The following is a 21,508-nucleotide window of genomic DNA, read 5'->3' on the forward strand; positions in this document are numbered from 1 at the left end:
CCTCTGAACTGCACATCAGGCGAAAGGAGCGCGACTCGTTGTTCGTGCTCTCGTTATGGTTATTTTTTTGCAATTAACGTGCCCCACCCGACTTCGTTTCCAGCTCTGCGCGTGCGCTAGTTTCTGATGGCCGTCCCTGATCAAAGCAGCGTGCATGCGCTGAAGGGCATGCAGGTGAGCAAGACGCCGTGTGGGTGGTTGAGGCTACTATTTGCGCGGCTCGGGGCGTTACTGGAAATTCGTACAGACAGGCAACTGCAGGGTTTGCATGGACAACAAAGCCCGCACTCGGCGGGCTTTGGCGGATCAGTGCTCAGGTCATTGCTGCGCAGTGGATAGGCTGGATCTGCAGCCCCGAATGTTTAGACAAACGGCTGCGAAGCAAAGCCCCGGGGCAAGCGTTGCGGCCCCTTCATGGCAGTCAGTCTTTCTCGCCATGCGGCGCGCCAATCATTGGCGGTGTGGGTGGCCCTGGCTTTGCGGGCGGCGCGACGGGTGGCGTTGCGCTCATCCTTGCGGGCCTGTTTGTAGGCCTCGGTATTTCTGCAGCTACGGCATTTGACCCGGGTCAGTTCGGAGCTTGAGACCAGGTGGGTGCCGTGGTGGCCGCAGGCAAGGTGCCCTGCGACCTTGTAGTGGGTAACCATTGAGTGTCTCCTTCGTTAAGCGGGCGGCGCCCGGAACATCTGGGGTGCTCGCTCGATCAGGCGAAGTACTCGATTGTCAGAGTGCTTCGCTGCGTCTGAATCCGCTTATCGCTGATCACGACATCTTGACTCTCGCCCGTATCAGCAGCGTCTTCATAAAGGTTTCGACCTTTATGGACCTGTGACGTTCACCTGCGGGCCGGGACATTGCACGGCCCGGAAGATCGCGCCGTACGCCCACTCTGTTGTATTTTTGCCCGCGGTCGCAATTTCGCGCCTGCTTTGCGGATTACGCCCCATGGACGCCAAGCAACTGAAGGAGGCCTGCGAACGCCTCATCATGACCGACCACGAGGACCATGAAGAAATCATCTGGTCGCTGCAGCAGGCCGCCGACCCTGGCAGCGTGCCGTTCCTGCGCCAGGCGGTGTTGTTGAAGCCGCTCCTGGAGTACCTGGAATACGACGACTATGGCGCCTACTACAAGAAGTGCTTCTGGGCGCTACGGGCGATTGGCACCAGCGAGGCGGTGGCGGTGATCAAGGCGTTTGCCGAGTCCGAGGACCAGGTGCTCAAGGAGCAGGCGCTGTATCGCCTGCACAAGATCCGCAATCCCGAGACAGGTAGCCGCTACCCGCGCCTGGATATCTGAAGCAGCGCGGGCTCAGTCGAGCAGCCCGGCCTTCTTCAGCAGCTCGTACAGCCCCACGGGCACCAGTGGCGCCTGGTGGGTGAAGCTTGAGCTGTCATGCCAGCTTGCGGTAAAGGCCATGCCGTCGGTTTCATGGCCATTGAGGTGAGGCTGTTGGTAGAGGCTGGGGTCGTCGAAGTCGGCGTCGTAGATCTGCACGATTTCATGACCCTGGGTGCCGTCGTACATAAACAGGCTTTCCAGGGTGCCGAGCAGCCGAACGCCGCTGATGGCCACGCCCAGTTCCTCACGGACCTCCCTGACCACCGTCTGTGCACTCAGCTCACCGAACTCGATGCCGCCACCGATCGGGCGGAAGAAATGCTGCTCTTTGACCTTGTCGTACGCCTGGTTGACCAGGATTTTGCCGTTGTGGTGAAAGACGCAGAGGGCAAGTGGACGAATGCGTTGGGCAGCCATGGGCGGGGTCCGGTTAGCTGAAAAAAGGGCGCCATTAGAGCACGCTTTTTTTGATTTTCAGCCAGGCTGACGGTGCTCTGCCGCGTGCATCGCCAGGTAGGCGTCCAGGCGTTCATCGTGGATGCCCGCGACCCGCAGGATCTGCGCCATAAAGCTCACGGGTGCGGTGCCCGGGGCGGTGACGACACGCTGGTCGGCCACGGCATAGGGCACATCCTGATAGTGGGCGGCCCCCGCATAATTGAGGGCCAAGAGGTTTTCTGCCGAGTTGGAAGTGTGGCGCACCGCATCCAGCACGCCTGCCTGGGCCAGGACCCGGGTGCCGTCGCAGATGCCGGCGACGATCAGGTTTTTAGCATGGGCGGTGCTGATCAGGGCGCTGATGTCCGGGGCCTGCTCGGACTGCCAGACCGTGCCGCCACATACGATCAACAGATCGAGTTCATCGAGGTCGATGGCCTCGATCGCCAGGTCAGGAAGGATGCGCATGCCGCCGGAGGAGGTCACCGCCGCGCCGCCAGGGGTGGCAAAACGCGTCTGGAAACCGAAGTAACCGCGGCCCGTGGAGTTGATCAGGGCGGTTTCCCAATCGGCAAAATTCTCGCTGAGGATGGTGATGGAGCGTGTCATCGGAGTGTCCTTCTCATGGGGGGCCTGTTTCAGGCGTCGAGTAGCCTGAAGTCGCCGTCAGCCTAACCGGGTTTGGTGTCAGTTTCTGTCAGGAGCGGGCCAGGCCACTGGTGCAGTCCCCTGATGGAAGATGGCTGGATTGATCAATGAGTTGTCCAGGTTGAACGATGCGGTCAATTTGGCTTTTGCAGATGATAGATATTCTTGTTTGTCAGTTGCCGAGGAAGCCTCCCATGATCATCGATCACCGCCAATTTCCCCTGGTCTGGTTGCACTACCGCCCAGCCGTGGGCCAGGACGATCCATTCGCCCAGCTCGACGCCTTGCTGCAACGCCAGCAGCCCTTTGTGCTGGTCACCGCCGACGTGCCGGGCGAGCAGCCGCAACCGAAAGAGGATAGCCAGGCTTCGCTCAAGCAGGCATCGCTGTGGATGAAGCAGAACAAGCAGGCGCTGCGCCGCTGGATCAAGGCCAGTATCGTGATTGCCCCGGACGCCGAGGCCCAGGCCCGGGTCGAGGCCTTCGCCGACAGCTACCAGAAGTTCTGGGGTTACCCCTTGTTGCACTGCGCTTCAGTCGAGGCCGCGAGTGCCAGGGTCGACAGCCTGCTGAGCCGCGCGCCGGCCACCCGTCACAATGGGTAGGGCGCGTTGTTGCCCGGGACCCCTGTACCAGGTGGCTTCAGGCGGTGCCCGGGTAGCGGGTCTGCATCACGATCGACAGGGCATCGGGGCGCCAGAACTCCTGGTCGAACTCCACCGGCTGATCCGCTTCGCCGAAGTTCAGGCGCTCCAGGTAGACGCTGGTGGAGCCGGGAGACAGTTGCAGCAGTTCGGCTTGTTGCTCGTTGACCGTGCCGATGTGCATGTCCAGTTCGCAGCGCGATTGCACCCGCGAGAAGCGTTCGCGCAGCAGTCGAGTGAGGGAGGTGTTCAAGTCGGCGTCGAGCAGGCCCGGGCACCAACTGGCCAGCAGCGCGTTGAACTCCAGAAGCACCGGGCGACGGTCGATCCAGCGCCGGCGCTGAAGGTAGAACACGGGCTCGTCGGCCGAAGCCAGGCCCATGCGCCGTGCCAGCCAACTGCCGGCCGGGCGCAGTTCGGCCTGCAGGCATTCGGTGCGCGGGGTACGGCCCTGGGCGCTGACGTATTCCATGAAGCCGCTGATGCGCGTCGGGTCATAGCGGATGCGCTGCGGGCTGACGAACCAGCCCCGGCGGTTTTCGCGGTACACCAGGCCTTCGGCTTCCAGTTGCTGCAGGGCCTGGCGCAAGGTGACCCGGGTGCAACCGAAGCGTTCGATCATGTCGCGCTCGGAAGGGAATTTCTGATCGGCCTCGGGTACGCCATTGGCGATGTCGCTGGCGATCTGCTCGCGGATCCGCTGGTAGTGGGGGGAGATGGGATCGAAGGGCATTCGGTCTGGCGCCTGTTGGCGAAGCGAAGAGGACGATGGCGCCAAACGGCGCCATCAATAGGCTGCCTACACTAACCAATCGACTTGCCAGCCGTCGAGCGGGCTCACACGGGGCGCGCGTGTTGTTCCTGGCGCGCCAGGTCCTGTTGCCAGGCACGCAGGCCGTACACCGCCAGCACCACGAAGCCTGCGTACAACCCGGCCGTCAGGCGCAGGTCCTTGAACAGGAACAGGCCGACATACAGGCAGTCGAGGACGATCCACAACCACCAACTGACCACATATTTGCGCGCCGCCCAAACGCTGGCCACCAGGCTGAAGGCGGTGAGCAGCGCGTCCATCCAGGGCGCCGAAGCGTCGGTGTAGCGGTGCATCACTGCTCCCAGCAACAGTGCGCCGATAGCGCCGCACAACAGGCCCAGCAGGCCTTCGCGCAGGGGCAGGCGCGCCACCCGGACCTTGCCGTCGGCCAGGCCGCCCTGGCTCCAGCGCCACCAGCCGTAGCCCTGCAACACCACGAACACGCCCTGCAACAGGGTGTCGGAGTAGAGCTTGGCCTCATAGAAGATCCACCCGTACAGCAGCACCGCAAGCACGTTGACCGGCCAGCACCAGCGGATCCGCCGGGCGGTCAGCCAGACGCCAAGGATGTTGGTGATGACGGCAGCTATTTCGAGATCGGACATAGCAGGTTCCTTAACTCACACGTCAGGGGGGCAATCAGAAGTTGATCGAAGCACTCAGGCGGGCCGTCAGTGGCGCACCCTGGAACAGGTAGGCATCGCCCATGTATTCGCCGGCATCACGCCAGTAGCGCTTGTCGAACAGGTTGTCGACCGTCAGGCGAAACACCGTGTCGTAGCCGTCGATGCGAGTGCTGTAGCGGCTGCCGAGGTTGAAGATGGCGTAGGACCCGGTCTGCACCTGGCCCAGGTTGTCGGCGTACTTGCGGGCACTGTATTGCACGCCGCCGAGCACTGCCAGGCCATCGAACCAGGGCAGGGCGTAGTCACCGTAGAGGCTGGCCCGCAGCTTGGGGACGTTGATTGCCTGGTGCCCGTCATAGGCGTCGGTGCCACTGTCGCTGACCCGGGCGCGGATCGCTGCCACGCTCGCCGAAATCTGCAGGCGCTGGCTGGCCCAGCCATTGGCCGAGAGTTCCAGCCCAGTGTTTTTCTGTTGGCCCTGCTGGACGAAGGTGAAAGTGTTGGCGACGTCATTGTTGGGCCGCGAGTACTGGTAGGCCTGGCGCAGCTGGAACAGCGCGGCGGCGAAGCTGATGCGCTGCCAGTCATACTTGACCCCGGCCTCAATCTGGCGCGACACGCTGGGCGCCAGGATTTCAAATTTGTTGCTGGCAAACCACGGCGCTTCGCCGCCCAGGGACAGGCCCTTGCTGTAGCGGGTGTAGAGCGCCAGGTTGGGCGCCGGTTTATAGATCAGCGCCGCCTCGGGCAGGAACACGTATTGCTGGGTATGGCGGACGTCGCTGCCGTTTTGGTCGAAGGCCTGTTCGTCCAGGCGCACTTCGCGCCCGCCGAGCACGGTCTGCCATTGCTCGTTGAAGCTGATCCGGTCATTGACGAACAGCCCATACTGGCGGCTGTCGAGGCGGGTGTGGGACTTGTTGAGCGGGCCGCTGTAGCGCGCCAGGTCTGCCGGTTCGCTGTTGATGTTGCCGCTGCCGAGCCACTCGTTGATCGGCTCGCGTTTATCCACCACGCGGCGCAAGGCGCTGCTGCCGACGCTGAGTTCATGGCCCAGGCCGGCGGTGTCGAAGCGGCCGCTGAGCATGGCCTGGGCTTCGTCGGTGCGCCGGGTGTCGTCGGGGCTGCGGAAGTCGTAGATGTCGTAGTCGCCTTCCGGGCTGAAGTAGTTGGCGACGCCGGGGGTGATGCAGCCGACGGTGCAGCCGCCCCAGGCGAACGAACTGTAGTCGTCGATCACCACCTGGCTGCGCGACGCGCTGAAGCTGCCTTTCCACTGTTCGTTGAAACGGTACTCGAAGTTGCCATTGAGGTTCAGCGCCTCGCTGCTGACCGGCTTGGAGCCGCTCTGGTGCGCCAGCAGTTTTTTCGGCGAGGCGTGGTGCGGCAGCTGGGAGCCGCCAAGCAGTTGGTAGCCCGGCACCGAGCGCTGTTCCTTGGTCTGGTACTCGGCATCCAGTTGCAGCAAGGCGTCGGGGCTGATGTTCCAGTCGAAGGCCAGGGACACGAAGTCGCGCTGGCCATTGGCGTGCTCGACGTAGGAATGCAGGTCTTCATGGGCCACGTTGGCGCGCAGGCCGAATTGCTGCTGGCTGCCGAACCAGCCGCCGACATCGGTGGCCAGGTAGCCGCTGCCGCGATCGTCGGTGGAGACCGTCACCGAGCGCACGTCAGTCGGACGCTTGGTCACGTAGTTGATCAGCCCACCGGGTTCACTGATGCCGCTCTGCAGGCCGGCCAGGCCCTTGAGCAGTTCCACCTGCTGCTTGTTTTCCAGGGCGACATTCTGTTCGCCGGTGATGGTGCGGCCGTTGATTTTGTAGCTGCTGGCGGCGTTCAGCGAGAAGCCGCGCACCACGAAGTTTTCGTAGTAGCCGACTGGTGCGTAGCTATCGCCCACCGAGGCATCGTTGCGCAGCACTTCGCTGAGCAGGCGGGCCTGCTGATCCTTGATCATGGCGTCGTTGATCACCGTGATCGAGGCCGGGGTTTCAAGCAGGGGCGCGGCTTCAAAGCCGCCGACCGACGCGCTGTGGGCCTGATAGCCCGAGGTGTCTTCGCCGGTGACGGTCACCGCCGGCAGTTCGGTTTCGCTGGCCTGGGCCGCAGGCATCGCGTTGGCCAGCAGCAGGCCAAGGGTCAGCAGGTTCAGTGCGAACCGCGGGGCGGACACTCCTTGGCGGGCCGTCCGGTAAAGCGTATCCATGTAAAGCTCCTCGACGACTGCGATCCCGGGCCAGGCGCGTGCCGGGCGCAGTAGCCCAGGCGCGCTCCAGGAAGGAGCCGTGCTGTTAAGACAGGAAAAAGCGATGAGTGCCCTAAGGGCGTCAGGCCGGAGTTGCTCCGGTGGTCATTGGCAAGTCTGAATCCGCGGCCCACTCTTGAAGCGAGCCATCATACAAGAGGACGTCGTCGCGTCCGACCCTTGTCAACGCCAGCGCGAGCGCCGCCGCTGAAATACCACCGCCGCAATACAGCACCAGCGGGCCCGGAGCCTGGAGCAAGTCGCTGCCCAGTTCCTGCTGCAGTTGTCTGCGTGGCAGGTAGCGGCCCTGGGCGTCGAACACGGTGCGCGCCGGCACGTTCAGGCTGCCCGGCAGGTGCCCGCGGCGGGCGTAACGGCTGGCCGTGGTGCCATGAAACAGCGCCGCCGACAGGGCGCAGATCAGCAGCCCCGGGCGCTCGCCAGCCAGCACGGCCTGCACGCCCTGGCGCTCGATCCAGAACCCCGGGCCCTGTTCCAGGCGCTGGGGAGCGACCGGCACCGGCGTCGATTCACCCTGTTCCAGTGGCAGCCCGGCATCGCGCCAGGCGCTGAGACCGCCGTCCAGCACTTGGGCGTGAATGCCCACGCTGCGCAGCATCCACCACAGGCGTGCGGCCCAGAAACCGTCGCCACGGTCATAAATCACCAGGCGGCTGCTCGCGGCGATCCCCAGGCGGGCCAGGCCGTTGGCCAATGCCTGCGGGCCGGGCCAGGCAAAACTGAATGGGGCCTCGGGCAGGGCCAGGTCATGCAGCAGGTCGGCATGCAGTGCGCCCGGAATATGGGCCTGGCGCCAACCTTCGCGGCCGCTGGCCACGCGGTAGTCCTGGTCGAAGCGCGGCGACGGCAATTCGACGCTGGCGTCGAGCACCCGCCACTGGGGTTGGCCCAGATGCCCGGCCAATTCGGTGGGACTGATCAGGATCGGTTTCATCGGCCATGACCTCCCAGGCTGGCCAGGCGTTGCAGGTGTTCCAGCAGGCCTTGACCGGCATCGCCGGCAAACCAGCGCAGGTGCCCCAGCAGGTAGGCGTGGTAGGCCACATCGGCACTGGCAGTGGAGCCCACCACGCCCTGGAAATAGGCGATTTCCGACAGGGCGAAATCCACATGCACCACCGGCAGCAGGGCGGCCAGGGTCTGCAGGTCGCGGGCGGATAGCGGCTTGACGCTGGCGTAGCCGTCGAGCAGGGCGTCGATATCCCCGAGGGCGGCCCGGGCGCTGCCGCCCTGGTCGAGTTCCAGCCAGGGGATGGCGTTGCGTTCAATGGCCGTGGCCAGGTCGAACAAGGCAAAGGTGCGATCAGCCAGGCCGAAGTCGAGCACGCAACTGACGGCGGCATCCTTGGCGCTGGAACTCCACAACAGGTTGGAGCCGTGCCAGTCGTTGTGGGTCCACAGTGCCGGTTGCCGTGCCAGCAGCGGCTGCAAGGTGCGGTGCCAGGGTTGCAGCAGCGGCAGCAAGTGCGCGCGCCAGTCACGCTGCCCGAGGTAATCGGCCAGCGCCGGATCGCGGGCGATGGCTGCGTTGAGGCTGGACCCGAGGTCGCCGCCGGCGAGCACTGTGCAGTTGGCCAGCAGGACACGGGCCTGGCGTGCGGGCGCCGGGTAATCCTCGGCGGCACGATGCAGGCGGGCCAGAGCCTGGCCGGCGGCCCAGGCCTGTTGCTGGCTGAAAAACGGCGTCCAGGACAACGCGTCGCGGTACAGGTCCTGACCTTCAGCCAGGGCGTGCACCTCGTACGTCCACGGGCCCTGGGCGATGGCCGTGGCGCCGTTTGCGTCCGCCAGCACCGGGCTGACGTTGATGCCGCGCTGGCCCAGATGCGCCATGAAACGGTGTTCTTCCTGGAGCCAGGCCGGGGTGCGCACACTCTGGTGATGGCGTTTGACGAACAGGGTCGCGGCGTCGGTCTGGACCAGGCTGGCGGCGGAAAACGGCCGGGGGCTGTGCCAGTCGATACGCTGCACCGACCCCAGTTGCGGGTAGCCGCGCAGCAACTGCTCGACGTCGTCGGCCTGCAATGCCGGCCAGTCGGCGGCCACCGGTTCGAGGCTCAGGCCGTGGGCGGTCAATGCCTTGAGCGCAGTCATCAGACTGGCTCCGGCAGGAAGGCATTGCTGGTGGCCTGGCGCCAGGCCTGGGCATCGTCCAGCACCCCGTTGGCGTGCAGCCAGTGGGCGTAGGGTTCGAGCAGTTCATCCCGTTGCCGGCCCCAGGCCCCCTCATGCAGCCAGGTGGGGGCGATCTTGTGCAGCGACGCCGCCAGCAGTTCGCGAGGGAAATAAGGCGTCACGTTTTCGTAGGCCTGCAGGGCGCTGGCCGGGTCCGCCGCGGCGGCCAGGTAACCCCGGGCACTGGCCGCAAGGAACGCGCGGGTCAGCTCCGGTCGGGCCTGCAACGTCTGTTCGTGGGCGCCCAGCAGGTAGCTGTGGTAAGCCGGTGCGCCCAGTTCGTCGACTGGCCAGACCACCCGCCGTTCAGCCTCGATCGGGCTGTCCATCAGGGCCTCCCAGGCCCAGTAGCCGCCGAAGCTGGCATCGGCGATGCCGGCGGCCAGTTGCTCGGGTCGCAGTTCGCGGGTGCCGCTGTCCACCAGGACCAGGGCATCCGGGTCGCCGCCGTCGACCCGCACCAGGTGCCGCACCATGGCCAGGCCGCGCGGTGTGGGGTTGAGCGCTAGACGCCGACCTGCGAGGTCTCGTGGGCGCCGGATTCCCGAGTCGGTGAGGGTCTGGATCGACTCCAGGCCCTGATGATTGATCGCGGCCACGCCTTGCAACGGCTGCCCCAGGGCCCGGCGTACCAGCAGGCGATTGCTGGGGAAAAGCCCGAAGTCCACGGCACCGGCCAACAAGTGATCCAGGGTGTCGCCGCGCCAGGGGTCATGCACCACCAGCTCCACATCCAGCCCGGCTTCTTGATACCAACCACGTTCGCGCGCCAGATACAGGCCGGCCGAATTCGGCCAGGGGTGAAAATATTCCAGCATGACCCTTACAGAAACCATCGCATTCGACTCCAACCCGAAGCCTTCGACGGCCTCGTGCACTGTGTTTGATTGCGGCGATTTATAAGGGAGCAATCTGGTATATACCAATATCCTTTATCACTATGGATATACCCGGAATGCGCAACGCCCGCGCAGGGCGGGCGTTGCTTGGGGTGGAGCCGCAGTGCCGGTGCTCCAGGTACGTCGCCCGCAAGTGCGGACGACAACTCAGCCAGGACTTAAGCCCAGCGCTTGAACAGCACGCTGGCGTTGACCCCGCCAAAGCCGAAGCCGTTGGACAAGGCGTACTCCATGGGCCATGGACGGGCCTGGCCGCTGACCAGGTCGAGGCCGGCGGCGGCGCTGTCGGGGGTTTCCAGGTTGAGGGTGGCGGGCACGATCTGGTCGCGCAGCGCGAGCACGGTGAAAATCGCTTCGATGCCGCCAGCGGCGCCCAGGAGGTGGCCGGTGGCGGATTTGGTCGAGCTGATGGCCAGGCCGCTGCCTGGGCCGAACACCGCCTGGATTGCCGCCAGTTCGCCTTTGTCGCCGACCGGGGTCGAGGTGGCATGGGCGTTCAAGTGCTGGATCTGCTCGGCCTGTACCCCGGCCTGGCGCAATGCCTGGAGCATGGAGCGGCGTGCGCCGTCGCCATCTTCCGGGCCGGCGGTCATGTGATAGGCGTCGGCGCTGGTGCCGTAGCCCACCAGTTCCGCCAGCGGCGTCGCGCCACGGGCCAGGGCGTGTTCCAGTTCTTCGATCACCAGCAGGCCGGCGCCTTCGCCCATGACGAACCCGTCCCGGGCCTGGTCAAAGGGCCGCGAGGCGCGCTGCGGGCTGTCGTTGTAATCGCTGGACAAGGCGCGGGCGGCGGCAAAGCCGGCGAGGCTGACCCGGTGGATCGCGGCTTCCGCGCCACCGCATACGGCGACATCGACTTCACCGGCGCGGATCATCCGCGCGGCATCGCCAATCGCCTGGACCCCGGCAGCGCAGGCGGTGACCGGCGCGCCCAGCGGGCCCTTCAAGCCATGGCGGATCGACACGTGGCCGGCCGCCATATTGCTCAGGAATGAGGGGATGGTGAACGGCGACAGGCGCCGCGGCCCCTTGCTGTCGGTGGTGCGCACGGCTTCGGCAATCGCCGGAAAACCGCCCACGCCCGAGGCGATGATGGTGGCGGTGCGTTCCTGGGCCTCGGCGGTTTCGGGATGCCAGCCCGCCTGGGCCAGGGCTTCTTCGGCGGCGGCCAGGGCGAACAGGATGAAACGGTCCATCTTGCGCTGTTCCTTGAGCGCCAGCAGGGCGTCGGGATCAAACCCGGCCTCGGGGTCCTGGTCACGGTCCTGGACCTGGCCACCGATGCTGATCGCCAGGTCGCCGATCAATTCCTCGGGCAGGCGACGGATCCCCGATTGCCCGGCCAGCAGGCGTTGCCAGATCTGTTCGACGCCACAACCCAGTGGGGTCAGCGCGCCCATGCCGGTGACGACTATGCGTTTGTTCATGAGGGTCCAGCTCCTTCAGCGTTTGGGGGGGAAGCGTCTTATGGACGTCACTATCATTATGAAAGTAACATGGCGCAGCGATAAAAGTCCTGGCCCACCCCGCCCGCTCGTCCAAGGAGACCCCATGCAGCGCAAGACCCTGATCCACGCCGAATGCCCGATTGCCCTGAGCCTGGAGCGGGTAGGGGAGTGGTGGAGCATCCTGATCATGCGCGACGCTTTGCAGGGGCTGCGGCGCTTCGAGGAGTTTTCCCGCAGCCTGGAAATCGCCCCGAACATGCTGACCCGGCGCCTCAACTCATTGGTCGAGGACGGCCTGCTCGAACGCCAGGCCTACAGCCAGCGCCCGCTGCGCTACCAGTATGTGCCGACCGCCAAGGGCGAGGATTTCGCTGGGGTGCTGCTGGCCCTGGTGGCCTGGGGCAACCGCCATTACGCCCACGAGGGCGAGAGCGTGCAGATTGTCGAGCGCGGCAGCGGACGCCCGCTGCAACCGATGATGGTGGACAGGGCCGATGGGCGCCTGGTGCCCCTGGACCAGTGCACGGTGCAGGCCGGGCCTGCGGCCAGTGCCGGTATGCGCCAGCGCCTGGAGGGCCTGGCCCTGGAGAGCCTGGCCGAGACGCCATGAGCCTCGGCGGCCATTCGTCAGTTGCCTCGCACCTTGGTTGCCGTGGGGGCTCTTAGCTGTAGGCCGGCGCTTTTGCCGGGCCCTGAGCAGGAGGTGCACATGAGTGCCAGAACACCCACCGGGCCGCGATCGTCCGAGCATGGTTCAGGTCAGGATGATCTGGGTTTCGACCCTGACTCCCCGGACCTCGCCGACCCGCAAGTCGACCCCATCGGCCCGGCCAAGGCGCCACTGGACGAGCACGATGACCCGTCCGAGCAGCGCTCCCGGGCCTACGATCCGCTGGCCAACCTGAAGAAAAAGTGAGGCGCCAGCAGCGGCGCCGTCCCGACGTCTGGCGGGCACGGCCCGACCAGCCGGGTGTAAGGTAGTCCAGGCCATGTGCTCGGTCTCGGTCGAGACGGAGCGGCGATAAGGAGGTGACTATGAGCGTTGCGATGCTGAACAAAATGCATATCAACGGCTACGACGTGCTCAGCGTGAACAATGGGCCCTGGCGAGTCTGCACCCAGGGCGACCGCCTGGGTTCCTTCGGTACCCGGGAAGAGGCCCTGGCCTATGCCGCCTGCCTGCCGGTGCGCAAGGAACGACCGGCACTCAAGGCGAGCACGCGCTGAACTATCATCCACGGGCCTGGAGCCTGGATCGGCCTGACCCTCGCCACACCCCCTGTGGCGAGGGAGCTTGCTCGCGTCGGCGCGCGAAGCCGCCCTGAAAAATCGAACGGCTACCCTTGGCACCACTCAGTGACCTGATCCCCCCGCCTGACCCTGCGCTTTATCCTGCGTCCCCACCCCCAGCGAGACCTGCCGTAGCGGCTTGTCATCAGCCGTCAGGCGCACCTGCAACACCAGCAGCGGCAACCCCAGGAAGTAGATCAGCAGCACCCCGGCAGCGATCATCTGCAACAGGCCCTTGCGCCGAGTCAGGGGCGGTCGCTGGCGCGGCGCCGGCTTGCGGCAGTAGACAAACCAGCCGATGCCCAGCCAGCCGATCGCCAGCCACATGGCAAGTTCAAGCTCTTTGGGCGGCGGGCTGAAGAGCAGGTTGCCGTCGAAATCATCCGGGTAGTTCAGGCGCCAGCCCAGGGAAATGCACAGTTGCACAATGCCGCCGGCGAACCACGCCAGGCGCGCCCCGGGCAGGCGCAACAGGGCCAGCAGGATCAGACCGAGGCAGGCTCCGGCCCAGCCTGCCGCCATAGCTGCCGCACCCATGGAACCACCGAACAGCGTGCCGCCGATGTCCACGGGGGTCAGCAGCTCCCAGCAGAAGTAGCTGAAGTGGGCCACGATCAGCGCGGCGCTGAGCCCGCTCAGGACGTAATACAGCCGTAACCACGAAGGGGATTGCAGAGGGGTCATTGATCCTGCTCGGTCGATAAGGGGAGAGAACGCCATGGCTCAGGCCAGCAGCGCCAGGCTGCCGACGGCAAACAGCAGCAGCGCCAGGCCGATGCCCAGCAGCGGCACGCGGAACCAGTAGCGCTGCGCCAGGATCAGCATGGCGCCCAGGAACAGCAACCCGATGGCCAGCAGCAAGGGGGCGTCGAGCAACATTTGCCGATGCAGCAGGCCCAGGTAACCGTAGAGGGCGCCAAACAGCATCGCCCCCAGGCTGTGGCTGGCGTTGAAGCCGATCCAGGCGCGCCACAAGGTGGTTTGCGGCGAGATGGCCGGCGACACGCACTGCATATGCGCGGTCAGGGCTGCGTCGCGGGGCACGAATTTGGCGCTGAAGTAGGTGAGTAACAGGTGCAGGGTGCCGAGCAGCAGCACAATGGCCGCGCTGGTTACGATCAGGGTTTGCGCCAACACAGTCGTTCCTTGGGTGTGTTTGGGGGCGCAAGTATGCCGTGCCCGGCACTAATTTGCATGAGCAGGCGCCGGGCCCTGCGCCCGACGCCGGATGGCGCTCTAGAACTGTTCGGCGGGCAGTTCGAACAACGGGCTGCTGCCGGCGCGAATGCTCTGTTCCAGGCTGAGGATGCGCGGTAGCAGGCGGCTGAAGTAGAAGCTCGCCGTGGCCAGCTTGGCGCTGTAGAACCCCTGGTCCTCGGCGCGCCGATGCTCGGCAATCTGCGCCATGCGCGCCCAGAGGTAGGCGTAGGCCACATAACCGAACAGGTGCAGGTATTCGACGCAGGCGCTGCCAATCGCGTTCGGGTCGAGGGCGGCTTGCTGCTGCAGCCAGTCGCTGAGGGTTTCCAGGCGTTGCACCGCATCCAGCAACGGCGCGGCGTAGGCGGCGCCCGGCAGGTAGGCGTAGGCGCGGATTTCGGCGGTAAACAGGCGCAGCGCCACACCGCCATTGCCCACCACCTTGCGTCCCAGCAAGTCGAGGGCCTGGATGCCGTTGGTGCCTTCGTAGATCTGCGCGATGCGCACGTCGCGCACCAGTTGTTCCTGGCCCCACTCGCGAATATAGCCATGGCCGCCGAACACCTGCTGGCCGTGGATGCAACTGTCGAGGCCGGTGTCGGTGAAAAACGCCTTGGCCACCGGCGTCAGCAGCGCCACCAGGGCCTGGGCGTTGTCGCGCTCGGCCGCCTGGTCGGAGAACTTGGCCAGGTCCAGCTGTTGCCCGACATAACTGGCAAAGGCTCGGCCGCCTTCGGTCATGGCCTTCATGCTGAGCAGCATGCGTCGCACATCGGGGTGGACGATGATCGGGTCGGCGATTTTATTCTTGGCCTGGGCCCCGCCCGGGGCGCGGCTTTGCAGGCGGTCGCGGGCATAGGTGCGGGCGTTCTGGTACGAGGCTTCGGCGCAGCCAATGCCCTGGATACCGATCGACAGCCGCTCGTAATTCATCATGGTGAACATCGCTGCCAGGCCCTTGTTGGCCTCGCCGATCAGCCAGCCGCTGGCGCTGTCGAAGTTCATCACGCAGGTGGCCGAGGCCTTGATCCCCATCTTGTGCTCGATGGAGCCGCAGCTCACCGCGTTGGCCGCGCCCAGGGCGCCGTTGGCGTCCACCAGGACCTTGGGCACGAGAAATAGCGAAATGCCTTTGGGCCCGGGCGGTGCGTCCGGCAGTTTGGCCAGCACCAGGTGGATGATGTTTTCGGTCAGGTCCTGATCGCCGCCGGTGATGAAAATCTTGCTGCCGCTGAGGCGATAGCTGCCATCGGCCTGGGGCTCGGCGCGGGTACGAATCATGCCCAGGTCAGTGCCGGCATGGGCTTCGGTCAGGCACATCGAACCGGCCCAGCGGCCTTCGTACAAGGCGGGCAGGTAGCGCTGTTTCAGCTCCTCGCTGGCGTGGGCGTCGATGGCCAGGCAGGCACCGGAGCTCAGGGCCGAATACAGGGCGAAGCTTGAGTTGGCGGCGTAGAGCATCTCCTCGAACTGCACCGCGAGCATCTTCGGCATGCCCATGCCGCCGAACGCCGGGTTGCCGCTCAGGCCCACCCAGCCGCCGGCGATGTACGTCTGGTACGCCTGCTTGAAACCCTCGGGGGTGGAGACCTGGCCGGCCAGCCACTGGGCGCCCTGTTCGTCGCCGCTGCGGTTGAGCGGGGCGATCAGGTTGCCGGTGACCTTGGCCGCTTCTTCGAGGATCGCGTCGGCGGTGGCGCCGTCGACCGTCTCGGCCAGGGCCGGCAAGCGCGCCCAGAGGGCCGGGGCGTCGAACAGTTCATGCAGGACAAAGCGCATGTCGCGCAGCGGAGCGTTGAATTCGGGCATTGCACAAAACCTCGTGTCAGGCGGGGCAGGCGGACGCAACCGCCTGCTTCAAAAGGGGCCAGGCCGTGTGTCACCAGCCTGGCGTCGCAGGCGCCGCTAGAGCGCCTTGGCCATGTCGCGCAGGACGAATTTCTGGATCTTGCCGGTCGACGTCTTGGGCAGCAGGGTGAAGACCACGCTGCGCGGGACCTTGAACCCTGCCAGATGCTCGCGGCAGAAGGCGATGATCTCGGCTTCGCGCACCTGCTGGTGGTCGGCCTTGAGGGTGATAAAGGCGCAGGGGGTCTCGCCCCATTTTTCATCGGGCCGGGCCACCACGGCCGCTTCCAGCACCGCCGGGTGCCGGTAGAGCACGCCTTCGAGTTCGATGGTGGAAATGTTCTCGCCCCCGGAAATGATGATGTCCTTGAGCCGGTCGCGGATCTCCACGTAACCGTCGGGGTGGGTCACCGCCAGGTCGCCGGTGTGGAACCAGCCGCCTTCGAAGGCTTCGGCGGTGGCGCTGGGGTTTTTCAGATAGCCCTTCATCACCGTGTTGCCGCGCATGAAGATCTCGCCGATGGTCTGGCCGTCATGGGGCGTGGGTTCGAGGGTTTTCGGGTCGGCCACCATCACCCCTTCCAGGGTCGGGTAGCGCACGCCCTGGCGCGCCTTGATCTGCGCCCGCTGCTCCAGGGGCAACTCGTCCCAGGCCGCGTGCCAGGCACACAGGGTCACCGGCCCGTAGACCTCGGTCAGGCCGTAGACGTGAGTGACCTTGATGCCCATTTCTTCCACGGCACCTATCACTTTGGCCGGCGGCGCGGCGCCGGCGACCATGGCGTTCACCGGGTGGTCGATGGCGGCCTTGGCCGAGTCCGGCATGTTGACCAGGGCATTGAGCACAATCGGTGCGCCGCACAGGTGAGTGACCTGGTGCTCGCGGATCAGGTTGAGGATCTTCTGCGGGTCGACCCGGCGCAGGAACACATGCACCCCGGCCAGGGCGGTCACGGTCCAGGGGTAGCACCAGCCGTTGCAGTGGAACATCGGCAGGGTCCAGAGGTACACCGGGTGGTTGCCCATGGCCCAGGTCATCTGGTTGCCCAGGGAATTGAGGTAGGCGCCGCGGTGGTGGTAGACCACGCCCTTGGGGTTGCCGGTGGTGCCCGAGGTGTAGTTCAGCGAGATCGCCTGCCACTCGTCATCCGGCCATTGCCAGGCAAAGTCCGGGTCGCCCTCGGCCAGGAACGCCTCGTAATCCAGTTCGCTGACTGCCTGGCCTTCGCCGTATTCCGGGTCGTCGAGGTCGATTACCAGGGGCGGGTGGTCGAGCATGCCGATGGCCGCCTGCACCACATCATGGAACTCGCGGTCGGCGATCAGCACCTTGGCTTCGCCGTGGGCCAGCATAAAGGCGATGGCCTCGGCGTCCAGGCGCACGTTGAGGGCGTTGAGCACCGCGCCGATCATCGGCACGCCGAAGTGCGCCTCCAGCATCGCCGGGATATTGGGCAGCATCACCGCCACCGTGTCGTTCTTGCCGATGCCGCGTCCGGCCAGGGCCGAGGCCAGGCGCCGGCAGCGGCGGTAAGTGTCGGCCCAGGTGCGGCGGATCGAGCCGTGGATCACCGCCGGGTAGTCGGGGTAAACGCTGGCGGTGCGTTCGATGAAACTCAGGGGCGAAAGGGCGATGTGATTGACGGCAGTCGGCGCAAGGCCTTGCTCGTAGATGGACATGGTTCGGGTACCCGGTGGCTGATTATTAGCTCTATGGACCGAGGCTTTTTTAACGGCGCTCGGTGACTTATCCGGGGTCTTTTATATACTGTTTGCCGGTCGGTATGGAAGTACTACCTGAGTTGTATAGTAGTTGTACTATAATTATAATTTGCTGCTCCGGCTCACAGGTTGATCGACGATGCCCAGCTCCACTCCCTTGAACCGCTGGTTGCGCCAGCAACGTGAAGGCCGGCTGACGGACACGCCCTGGCTTGGCCACGACCCGCAACCCAGTGTGCTGCTGGATGCCCAGGCGCAGCCCCTGGACCTCAACCCGGCCCTGGAGCAATGGCTGGAAACAGCAGCGCCGTGCACGGTGTCGGCGCTGTTGCCGGTCAACCACCCGGCTCTGGTGCGGGCCTGCCTGGAGCAGCAGCGGGCCATCGAAGACGTCGAGGCCCAGTGGGGCGAGCGGATCCTGCTCTGGAGCTTTATCCCCGACCCGCAACGGCAACGGGTCCTGGCCCGCTGCCGTGAGGCCACGGCGCAGATCCACGCCGAGCGCGAGTCGGCCCGGGCCCGGCGCCTGTACCGGCTGATCACCGAAAACACCACCGACCTGATTTCCCGGCACACCCCCGACGGCTGCTTCCTCGATGCCTCGCCGGCGTCCTTTACCCTGCTCGGCTACTGGCCCGAAGAGCTGCGCGGGCGCCTGGCCCGCAGCCTGTTCCACAGCCAGGACCTGGCCGGGCTGATGCAGCGCACCCGCGATGCCCTGGAGCAGGACGGCTATCACACCATGACCTACCGCATCCGCCATCGCGACGGCCATTACCTGTGGTTCGAGACCGCCTGCCGGGCCATCCGCGAAACCTACACCGGGGCGGTGGTGGAGGTGGTCAGCGTGTCGCGGGACATCACCGCCCGGGTCCAGGCCGAGGAGACCAAGCGCCGCCTGGCCGAGGTGGTGGAAGCCCATACCGACCCGGTGCTGTTTATCCAGCCCAGTGGCACCGTCACCTACCTCAACCCGGCAGCCCGGCGCACCCTGGGCCTGACCGCGCGCCAGGAGATGCCTAACCTCGACCGCCTGCTGGCCCCCGAGGCCCTGGCGCGCCTGCAGCGTGAAGGCTGGACCTGCGCCGAGCGCGATGGCCGCTGGAGCCTCGACACCCGCCTGCACCCCGTGGTCGATGGGCAATCGGTGGCGGTGTCACTGATGCTGCTGGCCCATCGCTCGGCCAGCGGCGAGCGCTTTTATTCCCTGGTGGCCCACGACCTGACCGAGCGCGAATTGCGTGAGGCCGAGCAACGCCACCACCAGGACGAACTGGCCCATACCGCGCGCCTGGTGACCCTGGGTGAACTGGCCTCGGGCATCGCCCATGAGATGAATCAGCCGCTGGCCGCAGTGGTCAATTACGCCAGCGCCAGCCAGCGTTACATGCAAGCCCTGGGTAGCCAGCCCCAGGCGGCCGAGCGTGTGGCCCAGGGCCTGGAGCGGATCGTGGTCCACGCCACCCACGCCGCCGAAGTGATCAAGGGTCTGCGCGCCTTCTTGCGCAAGGGCCGGCGGCGCATGGAGGCGCTGGACATCAGCGAAGTGGCCCGGGAAACCGTACGCCTGTGCGCCTGGGAGGCCGGTGCCTGCCAGGTGACGATCGAGCAGCAGTTGCCGGATAATCTGCCGCCGATTTATGCCGACCGGGTGTTGCTCGAACAGGTGCTGCTCAATTTGCTGCGCAACGCCATCGACGCCAACCGCGAGGTGCACGCGGATGCGCCGTCGCGGATCATCCTCGGCGCCCAGGGGCTGCCTGATGGCGGGGTCCAGGTCAGTGTCAGCGACCAGGGGCCGGGCGTCTCCGAGGCGCAGTTGCAGCAGATCTTCACCCCGTTCTACACCAGCAAGGCCAATGGCCTGGGGCTGGGGCTGTCCATGAGCCGCAGCATTATCGAAGGCTTCGGCGGCGAGTTGCAGGCCCGGCCCCAGGCGGTCGGCTTGCAGATGTGCTGCCGCTTGCCGGCCCCCGCGCTGAGCGGGGCAACCTCACAACAACAGGAGTAAGGCCATGGCGAATGTGGCGCAGCAGGTGGTGTATGTGGTCGACGATGACCAGGGCATGCTCGACTCCACCGTCTGGCTGCTGGAGTCGGTGGGCCTCAAGGCGCTGCCGTTCACCAGCGGTCGCGAGTTTCTGGACGCCTGTGACAGCCGGCTCAATGCCTGCGTGCTGTTGGACGTGCGCATGCCGGGCATGGGCGGGCTGAATGTGCAGGAAGAGATGCGCAGCCGCGAGTTGCGCCTGCCGGTGATTTTCGTCAGTGGGCATGCCGATGTGCCGATCGTGGTCCGCGCCTTCAAGGCCGGGGCCCATGACTTTATCGAAAAGCCCTACAACGAGCAGTTGCTGCTGGACAGCGTGCAACAGGCCCTGAGCCACAGCGATGAGCGTCAGCCCGACGCGGGCCTGGGCGCGGTCCAGGCGCGCCTGCAAAGCCTCACCCCACGGGAGAACGATGTGCTGCTGCCGCTGGTGCAGGGGTACAGCAACCGCGAGGTGGCGGAGCAACTGGGGGTCAGCGTCAAGACCATCGACCTGTACCGGTCGCGGGTGATGAAGCGCATGCAGGCCGACAACCTGCCGCAATTGGTGGGCATGGCCATCGCCGCCGGCCTGGTCGATCCGCTGCAACTGCGCTGAGGGGCCGCTTCAGGCCACCGCCACCTGCAGACTCGGCTTGGCCGCCAGCACTCGCTCGATGGCCCCGGTCAGCAGGTTTTCCAGCAACTCATCGCGTTCCCCTGGCTCCAGCGCCTGCTGGGCCAGCCAGCTGGGGGCGCTGTTGAGCAGAATGGCGATGGCATGCCCGGCCGCCTGCAGCGCGCCGGGGCTCAAGCGGCGCGGGCGGCCGAGCATCAGCAGCAACTGGCGTTCGTATTGCTCGCGCAACTGCCGCACCCGCAGCTGTTGATCGTCGTTAAGGCAACTGCTGTCGCGCTCCACCAGGCGAAAATGCCAGGGCATCTCGCGGTACAGCTCCAGGTGCGCGCGAATCAGCCGCTGCAGGTTGCCGCGCCGCGAGCGCGGTGTCTGCTCGATGCGCTCCAGAGTTGCCAGCAGCTCCTCGTAGAACTCTTCGATCAGGTCCAGCAGCAAGTGCTGCTTGCTCGGGTAGTGGTGATACAGGGAGCCTGGGGTCAGCCCCAGGTAAGTCGCCAACTCGCGCATGCCGACCTGGCCGAAGCCCTTGCAGGCGAACAGCTCCAGGGCCTTGTCGCGGCTCTCGGCAAAACGCGAGCAGCGCTCAGCCATAGACATGGAAGCCGCGTCCGGTTTTGCGCCCCAGGTAACCGGCGGCCACCATTTCCTTGAGCAGCGGGGCGGGGCGGTACTTGCTGTCGTTGAAGCCGTCGTAGAAGGCTTCGAGAATCGCCAGCAGGGTGTCCAGGCCAATCAGGTCGGCCAGGGCCAGCGGGCCGATCGGCTGGTTGCAGCCCAGGCGCATGCCGGCGTCGATGTCCTCGGCGCTGGCCAGGCCTTCCTGAAACACCAGGATCGCTTCGTTGATCATCGGCACCAGGATCCGGTTCACCACAAACCCCGGGCGGTTGCCGGCGGTGATCGCGGTCTTGCCCAGGCGCTGGGCCAGGTCCATGGCCAGGGCGTGGGTCGCGTCGCTGGTTTGCAGGCCGCGAATCACTTCGATCAGGCCCATCATCGGCACCGGGTTGAAAAAGTGCAGGCCGATAAAACGCTCGGGGGCGTTGACGCTGGCCGCCAGTTGGGTGATCGACAGCGACGAGGTGTTGGAGGCGATCACGCAGTCGGCGTCGACCACGCCGGCAATCTGTTGCAGCAGGCGCAGCTTGAGGTCGAGGTTCTCGGTGGCGGCTTCGATCACCAACTGCGCCTCGGCCAGGCTGGCGTAGTCGGTGCTGGTGCGGATCCGGGCCAGGGCGCTGTGTTTTTGCTCTTCGGCCAGGGTCTGCTTGGCGATCTGCCGGTCGAGGTTCTTGCTGATGGTGGCCAGGGCTTTTTCCAGGGCGCTGGCGCTGATGTCCAGCAGGGTCACCTCGAAACCGGCCAGGGCGCAGACCTGGGCGATGCCGTTGCCCATGGTGCCGGCGCCAATCACGCCAAGGGTGTGCAGATTCATAAAGGACAGTCCTGTGCAAACGGATTTCGAATGAGCGCGTGTGGC

General features: G+C 65.7%; 23 protein-coding genes. 7 read left to right on the plus strand and 16 right to left on the minus strand.

Features of this window, described 5'->3' with window-relative positions:
• Window positions 1-362: 362 nt before the first annotated feature.
• Window positions 363-647 (minus strand): hypothetical protein, encoded by a 285-nt coding sequence (locus tag JFU57_RS18425; protein ID WP_078473826.1) that lies wholly within the window; start codon window positions 645-647, stop codon window positions 363-365.
• A gap of 298 nt (window positions 648-945) precedes the next feature.
• On the opposite strand from JFU57_RS18425, the gene JFU57_RS18430 reads away from it, so the two are divergent.
• Window positions 946-1,299 (plus strand): hypothetical protein, encoded by a 354-nt coding sequence (locus JFU57_RS18430; protein ID WP_078473825.1) that lies wholly within the window; start codon window positions 946-948, stop codon window positions 1,297-1,299.
• Between the two features lie 12 nt (window positions 1,300-1,311).
• Here JFU57_RS18430 and JFU57_RS18435 read toward each other — a convergent pair whose 3' ends face one another.
• Together JFU57_RS18435 and JFU57_RS18440 are read right to left on the minus strand one after the other, a co-directional pair.
• Window positions 1,312-1,758, minus strand: a complete 447-nt coding sequence (locus JFU57_RS18435) for an NUDIX hydrolase (RefSeq protein WP_201130310.1) — start codon at window positions 1,756-1,758, stop codon at window positions 1,312-1,314.
• 57 nt (window positions 1,759-1,815) lie between these two features.
• Window positions 1,816-2,388 (minus strand): type 1 glutamine amidotransferase family protein, encoded by a 573-nt coding sequence (locus tag JFU57_RS18440; RefSeq protein ID WP_201130311.1) that lies wholly within the window; start codon window positions 2,386-2,388, stop codon window positions 1,816-1,818.
• A 233-nt stretch (window positions 2,389-2,621) separates the two neighbouring features.
• Between JFU57_RS18440 and JFU57_RS18445 the strand changes: the two genes are divergently transcribed.
• A complete protein-coding gene (locus JFU57_RS18445; RefSeq protein ID WP_201130312.1) occupies window positions 2,622-3,032 on the plus strand; it encodes a hypothetical protein in 411 nt (136 codons plus the stop codon).
• A gap of 37 nt (window positions 3,033-3,069) precedes the next feature.
• Here the strand turns inward: JFU57_RS18445 and JFU57_RS18450 are convergent, their stop codons facing one another.
• The 7 genes from JFU57_RS18450 to fabF form a co-directional block, all read right to left on the minus strand.
• Window positions 3,070-3,804 (minus strand): UTRA domain-containing protein, encoded by a 735-nt coding sequence (locus JFU57_RS18450; protein ID WP_078473821.1) that lies wholly within the window; start codon window positions 3,802-3,804, stop codon window positions 3,070-3,072.
• Window positions 3,805-3,908: 104 nt separating this feature from the next.
• Entirely contained in the window at window positions 3,909-4,490 is a 582-nt protein-coding gene (gene pnuC / locus JFU57_RS18455; protein ID WP_078473820.1) for a nicotinamide riboside transporter PnuC, read from the minus strand.
• Window positions 4,491-4,524: 34 nt separating this feature from the next.
• On the minus strand, window positions 4,525-6,717 hold the full coding sequence (locus tag JFU57_RS18460; RefSeq protein WP_201130314.1) for a TonB-dependent siderophore receptor: 2,193 nt from the start codon (window positions 6,715-6,717) through the stop codon (window positions 4,525-4,527).
• Window positions 6,718-6,838: 121 nt separating this feature from the next.
• On the minus strand, window positions 6,839-7,711 hold the full coding sequence (locus JFU57_RS18465; RefSeq protein WP_078473818.1) for a sulfurtransferase: 873 nt from the start codon (window positions 7,709-7,711) through the stop codon (window positions 6,839-6,841).
• The gene (locus JFU57_RS18470; RefSeq protein ID WP_201130315.1) at window positions 7,708-8,871 is read right to left on the minus strand and encodes a phosphotransferase enzyme family protein; all 1,164 of its coding nucleotides are present in this window, start codon (window positions 8,869-8,871) and stop codon (window positions 7,708-7,710) included. Before JFU57_RS18470 ends, JFU57_RS18465 begins: the two co-directional genes overlap by 4 nt.
• Window positions 8,871-9,788, minus strand: a complete 918-nt coding sequence (locus JFU57_RS18475) for an ABC transporter substrate-binding protein (protein WP_078473816.1) — start codon at window positions 9,786-9,788, stop codon at window positions 8,871-8,873. The genes JFU57_RS18470 and JFU57_RS18475 overlap by 1 nt, the downstream gene beginning before the upstream one ends.
• 221 nt (window positions 9,789-10,009) lie before the next feature.
• Window positions 10,010-11,278, minus strand: a complete 1,269-nt coding sequence (fabF, locus tag JFU57_RS18480; protein WP_201130316.1) for a beta-ketoacyl-ACP synthase II — start codon at window positions 11,276-11,278, stop codon at window positions 10,010-10,012.
• Between the two features lie 124 nt (window positions 11,279-11,402).
• On the opposite strand from fabF, the gene JFU57_RS18485 reads away from it, so the two are divergent.
• The 3 genes from JFU57_RS18485 to JFU57_RS18495 all read left to right on the plus strand — a co-directional run bounded on the left by JFU57_RS18485 (window position 11,403) and on the right by JFU57_RS18495 (window position 12,526).
• Complete coding sequence (locus JFU57_RS18485; protein WP_201130317.1) at window positions 11,403-11,909, plus strand: winged helix-turn-helix transcriptional regulator; 507 nt, start codon at window positions 11,403-11,405, stop codon at window positions 11,907-11,909.
• Between the two features lie 99 nt (window positions 11,910-12,008).
• On the plus strand, window positions 12,009-12,215 hold the full coding sequence (locus JFU57_RS18490) for a DUF6021 family protein (protein ID WP_201130318.1): 207 nt from the start codon (window positions 12,009-12,011) through the stop codon (window positions 12,213-12,215).
• Between the two features lie 119 nt (window positions 12,216-12,334).
• Complete coding sequence (locus tag JFU57_RS18495; protein WP_078473812.1) at window positions 12,335-12,526, plus strand: DUF2188 domain-containing protein; 192 nt, start codon at window positions 12,335-12,337, stop codon at window positions 12,524-12,526.
• A gap of 126 nt (window positions 12,527-12,652) precedes the next feature.
• On the opposite strand, the gene JFU57_RS18500 is transcribed toward JFU57_RS18495, so the two are convergent.
• From JFU57_RS18500 to JFU57_RS18515, 4 genes are all read right to left on the minus strand, one after another.
• A complete protein-coding gene (locus JFU57_RS18500) occupies window positions 12,653-13,273 on the minus strand; it encodes a hypothetical protein (RefSeq protein ID WP_201130319.1) in 621 nt (206 codons plus the stop codon).
• Window positions 13,274-13,312: 39 nt separating this feature from the next.
• Window positions 13,313-13,726 (minus strand): LIC_13387 family protein, encoded by a 414-nt coding sequence (locus tag JFU57_RS18505; protein ID WP_201130320.1) that lies wholly within the window; start codon window positions 13,724-13,726, stop codon window positions 13,313-13,315.
• Between the two features lie 99 nt (window positions 13,727-13,825).
• Window positions 13,826-15,598, minus strand: coding sequence for an acyl-CoA dehydrogenase C-terminal domain-containing protein (locus JFU57_RS18510; protein WP_201130321.1), 1,773 nt, complete (start codon window positions 15,596-15,598; stop codon window positions 13,826-13,828).
• Window positions 15,599-15,694: 96 nt separating this feature from the next.
• The gene (locus JFU57_RS18515; RefSeq protein WP_078473808.1) at window positions 15,695-17,317 is read right to left on the minus strand and encodes an acyl-CoA synthetase; all 1,623 of its coding nucleotides are present in this window, start codon (window positions 17,315-17,317) and stop codon (window positions 15,695-15,697) included.
• Between the two features lie 181 nt (window positions 17,318-17,498).
• Here JFU57_RS18515 and JFU57_RS18520 point away from each other — a divergent pair, with 181 nt between their 5' ends.
• On the plus strand, window positions 17,499-19,370 hold the full coding sequence (locus JFU57_RS18520; RefSeq protein ID WP_201130323.1) for a PAS domain S-box protein: 1,872 nt from the start codon (window positions 17,499-17,501) through the stop codon (window positions 19,368-19,370).
• Window positions 19,371-19,374: 4 nt separating this feature from the next.
• A complete protein-coding gene (locus JFU57_RS18525) occupies window positions 19,375-20,007 on the plus strand; it encodes a response regulator transcription factor (RefSeq protein ID WP_201130324.1) in 633 nt (210 codons plus the stop codon).
• Between the two features lie 9 nt (window positions 20,008-20,016).
• On the opposite strand, the gene JFU57_RS18530 is transcribed toward JFU57_RS18525, so the two are convergent.
• Together JFU57_RS18530 and JFU57_RS18535 are read right to left on the minus strand one after the other, a co-directional pair.
• Window positions 20,017-20,625, minus strand: a complete 609-nt coding sequence (locus tag JFU57_RS18530) for a TetR/AcrR family transcriptional regulator (RefSeq protein ID WP_201130325.1) — start codon at window positions 20,623-20,625, stop codon at window positions 20,017-20,019.
• Complete coding sequence (locus JFU57_RS18535) at window positions 20,612-21,463, minus strand: 3-hydroxybutyryl-CoA dehydrogenase (RefSeq protein ID WP_201130326.1); 852 nt, start codon at window positions 21,461-21,463, stop codon at window positions 20,612-20,614. Before JFU57_RS18535 ends, JFU57_RS18530 begins: the two co-directional genes overlap by 14 nt.
• Between the last annotated feature and the right edge of the window lie 45 nt (window positions 21,464-21,508).

This window comes from Pseudomonas sp. TH07 (assembly GCF_016651285.1).
Lineage (GTDB): Bacteria > Pseudomonadota > Gammaproteobacteria > Pseudomonadales > Pseudomonadaceae > Aquipseudomonas.

Coding starts and splice junctions, on each gene's coding strand:
- JFU57_RS18425 (WP_078473826.1), bottom strand. CDS start 647: ATGGTTACCCACTACAAGGTCGCAGGGCACCTTGCCTGCGGCCACCAC.
- JFU57_RS18430 (WP_078473825.1), top strand. CDS start 946: ATGGACGCCAAGCAACTGAAGGAGGCCTGCGAACGCCTCATCATGACC.
- JFU57_RS18435 (WP_201130310.1), bottom strand. CDS start 1,758: ATGGCTGCCCAACGCATTCGTCCACTTGCCCTCTGCGTCTTTCACCAC.
- JFU57_RS18440 (WP_201130311.1), bottom strand. CDS start 2,388: ATGACACGCTCCATCACCATCCTCAGCGAGAATTTTGCCGATTGGGAA.
- JFU57_RS18445 (WP_201130312.1), top strand. CDS start 2,622: ATGATCATCGATCACCGCCAATTTCCCCTGGTCTGGTTGCACTACCGC.
- JFU57_RS18450 (WP_078473821.1), bottom strand. CDS start 3,804: ATGCCCTTCGATCCCATCTCCCCCCACTACCAGCGGATCCGCGAGCAG.
- pnuC (WP_078473820.1), bottom strand. CDS start 4,490: ATGTCCGATCTCGAAATAGCTGCCGTCATCACCAACATCCTTGGCGTC.
- JFU57_RS18460 (WP_201130314.1), bottom strand. CDS start 6,717: ATGGATACGCTTTACCGGACGGCCCGCCAAGGAGTGTCCGCCCCGCGG.
- JFU57_RS18465 (WP_078473818.1), bottom strand. CDS start 7,711: ATGAAACCGATCCTGATCAGTCCCACCGAATTGGCCGGGCATCTGGGC.
- JFU57_RS18470 (WP_201130315.1), bottom strand. CDS start 8,871: ATGACTGCGCTCAAGGCATTGACCGCCCACGGCCTGAGCCTCGAACCG.
- JFU57_RS18475 (WP_078473816.1), bottom strand. CDS start 9,788: ATGGTTTCTGTAAGGGTCATGCTGGAATATTTTCACCCCTGGCCGAAT.
- fabF (WP_201130316.1), bottom strand. CDS start 11,278: ATGAACAAACGCATAGTCGTCACCGGCATGGGCGCGCTGACCCCACTG.
- JFU57_RS18485 (WP_201130317.1), top strand. CDS start 11,403: ATGCAGCGCAAGACCCTGATCCACGCCGAATGCCCGATTGCCCTGAGC.
- JFU57_RS18490 (WP_201130318.1), top strand. CDS start 12,009: ATGAGTGCCAGAACACCCACCGGGCCGCGATCGTCCGAGCATGGTTCA.
- JFU57_RS18495 (WP_078473812.1), top strand. CDS start 12,335: ATGAGCGTTGCGATGCTGAACAAAATGCATATCAACGGCTACGACGTG.
- JFU57_RS18500 (WP_201130319.1), bottom strand. CDS start 13,273: ATGACCCCTCTGCAATCCCCTTCGTGGTTACGGCTGTATTACGTCCTG.
- JFU57_RS18510 (WP_201130321.1), bottom strand. CDS start 15,598: ATGCCCGAATTCAACGCTCCGCTGCGCGACATGCGCTTTGTCCTGCAT.
- JFU57_RS18515 (WP_078473808.1), bottom strand. CDS start 17,317: ATGTCCATCTACGAGCAAGGCCTTGCGCCGACTGCCGTCAATCACATC.
- JFU57_RS18520 (WP_201130323.1), top strand. CDS start 17,499: ATGCCCAGCTCCACTCCCTTGAACCGCTGGTTGCGCCAGCAACGTGAA.
- JFU57_RS18525 (WP_201130324.1), top strand. CDS start 19,375: ATGGCGAATGTGGCGCAGCAGGTGGTGTATGTGGTCGACGATGACCAG.
- JFU57_RS18530 (WP_201130325.1), bottom strand. CDS start 20,625: ATGTCTATGGCTGAGCGCTGCTCGCGTTTTGCCGAGAGCCGCGACAAG.
- JFU57_RS18535 (WP_201130326.1), bottom strand. CDS start 21,463: ATGAATCTGCACACCCTTGGCGTGATTGGCGCCGGCACCATGGGCAAC.